The organism is Cellvibrio sp., assembly GCF_053579595.1.
The window spans coordinates 1-6,272 of sequence record NZ_JBRFPI010000271.1; the positions used below are offsets into that span (position 1 = coordinate 1).

Consider the following 6,272-nt stretch of genomic DNA (forward strand, 5'->3'; position numbering starts at 1 on the left):
CCGGCGGTTTGGAAGTTAGCAATAGAAAAGATTTTATTTTCTACGTGATGATGAACGTGCCTATGTATTTAATCCTCGCAGTGCTGGCATGGAAAATGTCACCCGCCAATTTAGGGCTATTAAGCACGGCGACCACCTATATCCTTTACGTTGTTTTGTTGGCGCTCTTTGTGTTCCAGTTTTCCCAAATCTTGCGCGTCAATAAAGACATGCTCAAAAAAGGCAGCGTAGCAGAACACGATAAATACGAATTTAAACAAGTGGCAATTTTAAGCTGGGCCTATCTCGCCACCTTTGGTTCTGAAATCGCCGTAGTATCAGTACTGCCTGCATTTTTTATGACGACCTTCACCGGATTAAGCGTGACCCAAGCCGCGATGCTCGGCGGTTCATTTGCGTTTATGAATTTGGTGGCGCGCCCTGGTGGTGGCTGGGTGAGTGATAAATTTGGTCGCCGTTTTAGCATGAGTATTATTCTCGCCGGTGTTGCTTGCGGTTATATGTTGTTATCGCAAATCAATGCCAGTTGGCCGCTATACCTTGCCTTCAGTGCGGTATTTATTTGTTCGCTGTTTGTGCAAGCCGGCTGCGGTGCGGTGTTTGCGGTAGTGCCGTTAATCAAACGCCGTATGACTGGCCAAATCGCCGGCCTTGCAGGTGCCTATGGCAATGTGGGCGCGCTGTTCTTCCTGACCATGAATACCTTTATCGATATTCAAATGTTCTTCTGGATGCTCGCTGCCGCTGCCGCAATCGGCCTGGTATTTGTGCAGTTCCTGAAAGAGCCTAAAGGCCATGTGGTGGAAGTGAATGAAGACGGTTCACTGCATAAGATTGAAGTGAGCTAGTTTTATTAACGACGCAAGCACGACAACCTAATTGCCGACAGTTATGCTGTCGGCAATTTTTTTATAGAAGTACGGAAATATCCACCTCGTTCCCAAGCTCCGCTTGGGAATGCAGAAGATGAAATGTGATGTGATATTGGCGCTATAGCCGATACCGGAAAAAATAATAAGCTGCATTCGTTTTTGTAACCCTATGCATTACCAAGCAGAGCTTGGGAACGAGAATACATATTTATGGATCATCTGCAATCAACCCTGCACATCAGCTTCGCGCAAAAAAGTGAGGCGGGACGCAAACCGGAAAATCAGGATACAGTCGGCGCACGCATTCCCGAAGGCAATTTGCTCACCACTAAAGGAATAGCAATTGCGATTGCCGATGGTGTCAGCAGCAGTAAAGCCGCGCGTGAAGCGAGCCAAACGGCGATTGCCGGTTTCCTCAGCGATTATTTCGCCACGCCCGACACATGGCGTACGCAACAATCCGCTATGCGCGTGATCCAGAGTTTAAATTCCAGCTTATGGGGGCGCAGCCAAAATTCTATTTACGGTGAGGGATACCTCACAACATTTTCTGCGCTGATTTTAAAAGGCGACACCGGATTTATTTTTCACGTGGGCGACACCCGCGTCTATCGCCTGCGCGATAATAATCTCGAATTGCTCACCCGCGACCACACCCAGCGCATAGACAAACACACCACCCATTTAAGCCGCGCTATGGGCGCCGATCCTTATCTGGAAGTGGATATGCACAGTCTGGAATTGCAGCGCGGCGATATGTTTATTTTATCCAGCGATGGGATTCACGAACATATTCCGGCGCATGAATTTAAAACTTTTGTGCTCAGTCACCGCGATAATCTCGACGATCTGGTTAATCTCGCATTACCTTTTGCGCTGCAACATAACAGCGAAGACAATCTCAGCATTCAAGCACTGCGCATTGAAAGCCTCGGCACTGCTGCGCAGGACGACGCGGTGCAAGTATTATCGCGCCTGCCCTTTCCACCGGTGTTATCGCCGGGGCAAAGTATTGATGGCTTGCGCATCAAAAAAATTCTGCACGAATCCACAAGAAGCCAAGTCTATTTAGTCGAAGACGAAAAAAACAATTTGTTGGTAATGAAAACACCATCAGAAATTTTTCAGGATGACAAAGCCTACATCGAACGATTTGTGATGGAATCCTGGATAGGCGCGCGCATCCAAAGCTCCGGTGTTGTACGCGTGATTCCCGCCGCTGAATCGCGCTCATGTCTGTATTATCTCACCGAATATATTCCCGGCCCGACGCTGACTCAGCTATTAAAAGAGCGCGGTATTTTATCGATTCTGGATGCGGTGGAATTAACTGAGGGATTAATCCGCGGCATACGCGCGTTTCACCGCAAAGAAACCCTGCACCAGGATTTAAAGCCGGACAATATCGTGATCAGCGCCAAAGGCCCGATGATTGTCGATTTTGGCTCCTGCTGGGTGGCGGGTGTGCAGGAGGCAGGCGCACCCATCGAGCGCGACCGGATACTGGGCACGCTGGATTACTCAGCGCCGGAATATCGCTATAACGGCAAAGTCAGCGCTGCATCCGACCAATTCTCGCTCGCGGTATTACTCTACGAAATGCTCACCGGCAAACAACCTTACGGCGGCGCATATAGCCGAGCTACAGATTTAAAAAGCTTTCAGCGGCTCAAATACATCTCTGCAATGAAACACAATCCGCTGGTGCCCTACTGGCTCGATAAAGCATTGGAAAAATCCCTGAGTATTTATCCTACCAGTCGCTACATGGCGCTCTCGGAGTGGCTGCAGGATTTAAAACGTCCCAACCCCGAATGGCTAACCCCGCGCGCGCAACCACTACTCGAACGACACCCGGATAAAGTCTGGAAAGTCCTCGCCGCATCCGGCTGGATTGCGGCAGCCATCGCATTTTTTTGGCGTCATTAACCTTGCCAACGCCGGGTTGTGATTTACATAGCCCCTGGCGCATGAATTTTCTGTTAGTCTCTGTGCAAATAAAACTCACTCAATAACGATCATTGCTCGCACAGGGACTTTACTGTCATGACCATCAAACGCGCCCTGATTGTGGATGACTCCACTACCGCCCAATACCGGCTCAAAAAGATGCTGCGCCGCTACCCGCTCGATATCGATATAGTCGATTCCGGTGAAGCTGCGCTGCGCTATCTCGCCCGCCATGCACCCGCGGTTATTTTTATGGATCACCTGATGCCTGGCATCGACGGCTTCCGCGCACTGCAAATTATTAAATCCAACGCCGATACCGCAATGGTCGCGGTGATTATGTAGACCTCCAAAAGTGGCGATGTATATACCGGCCAGGCGCGCGCATTGGGTGCATTGGATGTAGTGAGTAAAGACCGCATCAATGCCACCGATTTATCCAAGGTGATGGAAGCCATCCATATTTATCCCAATGCGAAAGTCGACGAGAGCGATATCGTTGAAAGCGCGGAATTAATCGCCGCCGCCAATCAAGTTACTGCCAGCGCAGACAGTGTTGGTGAGCCCAATACGCCACCACTGGAGAGACGCACGTCATCTTTGGAACAAGCGCGTAATCTGGATTTGCGTTTAAGCCATATGGAACACAGCCTGGAAGACAACCGCCGGTTTATCACCTCGCGTGTTGTGCGTGAACTGCAAGGGCTGCGGCAGAATTTGCGGCAAGAACTGGGCGATATATTGCAACAACAGCAACCCACCACCCCTGCACCTTCAGCACAGGCACCCGCTACTGAAATAAAAGCGGGAAATTCCGGTTGGTCAACGTTCGCGATTTTTTTATCGGTTATTGCACTCGTCGTCATCGCCTACTTTTTGCTGATGATCAACAATCAACTGAATGAAAATAAAACCCAGCAAGAAGCGCTTAGCAAACAACTACAAGAAGTCACCGAACAGGCTAACAAAGAGCCAGAGCTGATTAGCCCAGCACTGGTCAACGCCGGGATCGCGCAGCCAAAACCCCTGCTCGTACCCGACAACAATTTGCTCGCCGATCTTGCGTGGACATTCAACCAAAGCGGCACCTTGGCATTCCATCAAAATACCATCGACCCAAAACCACTGTTGCGCCTACACGAATTATTACATCGCCTCGCCAGCAACGGTTTTAAAGGCACAGCCACGGTGAATATTTATGTCGGGGATTTTTGCGTAATGGTAGACAACATGGGCATGGCGCAATTGGCACCACCGAATAAAACCCTCGGCGATTGCATGCTCTCCAGCGAGATTTACACCATCGCACGCCTGATGGATGACTACACACGCGAAGTCTCCATGATTCTGGGGAATTTAACTCGCGATGTAAACTCAACCATCCAAATTGCCATTACCGCCGCACCCGGCAATGATCCTTATCCAGAGCGCATACCCATTATCAACGCAGGCGACTGGAATGCCCTTGCGCAAAATAATAACCGTTTGGAATTGGTGTTAGTGGCGGATGAAGAGCAGTAACAGACGATAGATAAAGATATCATTAAGCGAGCCTGATTTTTTAGGCTCGCTTTTTTATTGCCGGTTAATCAGAACTATCAGAAGTGATGTGGCCCATGAGCACTTTGATTGTAACTGTGTGCGAACGGCTGTTAAATTCTTTCTCAGTTTTTTACTAGAATTATGGACAGATTTTACTGTAAAGCATCTCATTAAAAACCACACCATTTTTATAAATGGCTTTTTCCAATACTGCCTCTAATTTATAACCACATTTTTGCAAAACTTTAGCAGAGCCCAAATTTCCCTCAAACACTGAAGCATTTAGCCGAATAAAATCCGTATTCTCAAAGAGAAAATCGGTAAATTTTTGCAAAGCCTCTGAAGCAATACCTTTGCCCCAATAAGACCTAGCCACCCAATAACCTATTTCAGCGGTTTTTTGTTTTTCAAATTCACCTGGAATAGCGCCAATTGAACCGACAAATATGCCATTGTGAATTATGGCGTAAACAACGCCAATTTTACTGCCTGTATTTACCCACCAATGTGCGGCTTCATTTGTATATGGCTGAGGAAGTCTTGCGGAGAGGAAATGTGTTTGAGCTTCGTCATTTAAATATGAAACCAAAAGCGTCTCATCTTTTTGTTCAAATTTTCTCAGTTCAATCATCTAGGCTCTCACTGCCAAATAAATAATTGCGATAGCTTTACACATAAGCCCACAGTCAAGTTAGTCAAACTGATGGCCTTCTTAGTCGTTGCCCCCACTTACTTGAAACAAATAAGAACCCAAATAAACCGGTCATGATTGCAATATCAGCGACATTAAATACACCCGTTTTAAGAGGCCCCACCTGCAACAACATGAAATCCACAACACGGCCATCATTGACAGCTCGGTCATATAAATTTCCAAAACCACCAGCAAGTATAAGCAAGCCTACCGTAAAACTATATTTATCCATCGGTTTTATGAGTATGTAGATAAGGCCGCCTACCAACACCAAACCGACCAGAAACGTGAATAGAATAACCCGCAACTCGTCGGATAGCTCTGCCCCGAGACTTAGCATACCCCCGGTGTTTTCGTGATAAGTGAGACTAAAGAAACCATTTAAAAATGATAATGGTTCCTGGCCTTTAAGCAGGCTTACAGCTTGATCCTTCGTGTAACGATCACACCCTACGAGAGGGAAGAAAATCAATAGAATTAGCAACGTCTTAATTTTCATTTAGGTCGAACCTCAACTCTCATCAATATCATACATATGGTCAACCACAAAACGCATCTTGGGTTGCAAGCCATGTTCCTGGGTTTTGCTGTAATAATCCTGCCAGTGTTTTACACCGCTCCAGAAAGTTTCCGGTGCGGATAAATTCGCATTTACCCCCGGTGCAAGATCAAAACCATTTGCACTAAAAATTTGGTTTAACATCATTGCCGAAGGGAAGCCAATTTGTTGCATCAGGGGATTGGTGGCATTGCCTGCACCCCAAACAAACGCGAGCCAAGGTAAAATATTTTCAACAGCATCGTAACTCACACGCGATTTTTGATATTCTGCCAGGGATTGCAGAATTTGTTCCTGAGGTACAGGAATCGCGAGCAGCGCCAAGTTGGGATAATCTTTTTGTGTGGGTAATTTATTAAACGGCAGCTCGATCAAACCATTGCGCGTAGGAGCATAGGTCGCAGTAGCAGGTTGGAATAGGGGTAGATTAAAAAATGCAGCGCTGGAAAAGTCACCAGCTTGAATTTTAAATAACGCACATTCCGACCAATATGACGGCAGCATATCACCACGCAAATGGGATTGAGCTACGCGAATGCGGAATGACGCAACATCCTTACCGCCCGCCAAAACGATAAAACTCCAGCCGGCGATATTGTCCAATGCAAAACTCTCGTAGGCGCGCTTCAACCAATCAAGATTGGCTTCGCGCTTG

General features: G+C 47.3%; 7 protein-coding genes. 4 read left to right on the plus strand and 3 right to left on the minus strand.

Annotated elements, in window-relative coordinates:
* From ACWA6V_RS15320 to ACWA6V_RS15335, 4 genes are all read left to right on the plus strand, one after another.
* The coding region (locus ACWA6V_RS15320; RefSeq protein ID WP_449523310.1) for an MFS transporter at positions 1-848 on the plus strand (848 nt) is incomplete at its 5' end.
* 234 nt (positions 849-1,082) lie between these two features.
* Positions 1,083-2,801 (plus strand): protein kinase domain-containing protein, encoded by a 1,719-nt coding sequence (locus ACWA6V_RS15325; protein WP_449523311.1) that lies wholly within the window; start codon positions 1,083-1,085, stop codon positions 2,799-2,801.
* Between the two features lie 117 nt (positions 2,802-2,918).
* The gene (locus ACWA6V_RS15330) at positions 2,919-3,167 is read left to right on the plus strand and encodes a response regulator (RefSeq protein ID WP_449523312.1); all 249 of its coding nucleotides are present in this window, start codon (positions 2,919-2,921) and stop codon (positions 3,165-3,167) included.
* A 42-nt stretch (positions 3,168-3,209) separates the two neighbouring features.
* Positions 3,210-4,343 carry a response regulator gene (locus ACWA6V_RS15335; protein ID WP_449523313.1) on the plus strand — a complete coding sequence of 378 codons (1,134 nt, stop codon included), beginning with the start codon at positions 3,210-3,212 and terminating at the stop codon, positions 4,341-4,343.
* Between the two features lie 160 nt (positions 4,344-4,503).
* Here ACWA6V_RS15335 and ACWA6V_RS15340 read toward each other — a convergent pair whose 3' ends face one another.
* The 3 genes from ACWA6V_RS15340 to ACWA6V_RS15350 all read right to left on the minus strand — a co-directional run.
* Complete coding sequence (locus ACWA6V_RS15340) at positions 4,504-4,995, minus strand: GNAT family N-acetyltransferase (RefSeq protein ID WP_449523314.1); 492 nt, start codon at positions 4,993-4,995, stop codon at positions 4,504-4,506.
* 64 nt (positions 4,996-5,059) lie between these two features.
* Positions 5,060-5,557 carry a signal peptidase II gene (locus ACWA6V_RS15345; RefSeq protein ID WP_449523315.1) on the minus strand — a complete coding sequence of 166 codons (498 nt, stop codon included), beginning with the start codon at positions 5,555-5,557 and terminating at the stop codon, positions 5,060-5,062.
* 12 nt (positions 5,558-5,569) lie between these two features.
* Positions 5,570-6,272 (minus strand): hypothetical protein (locus tag ACWA6V_RS15350; protein WP_449523316.1); only part of this gene is annotated, 703 nt, incomplete at its 5' end.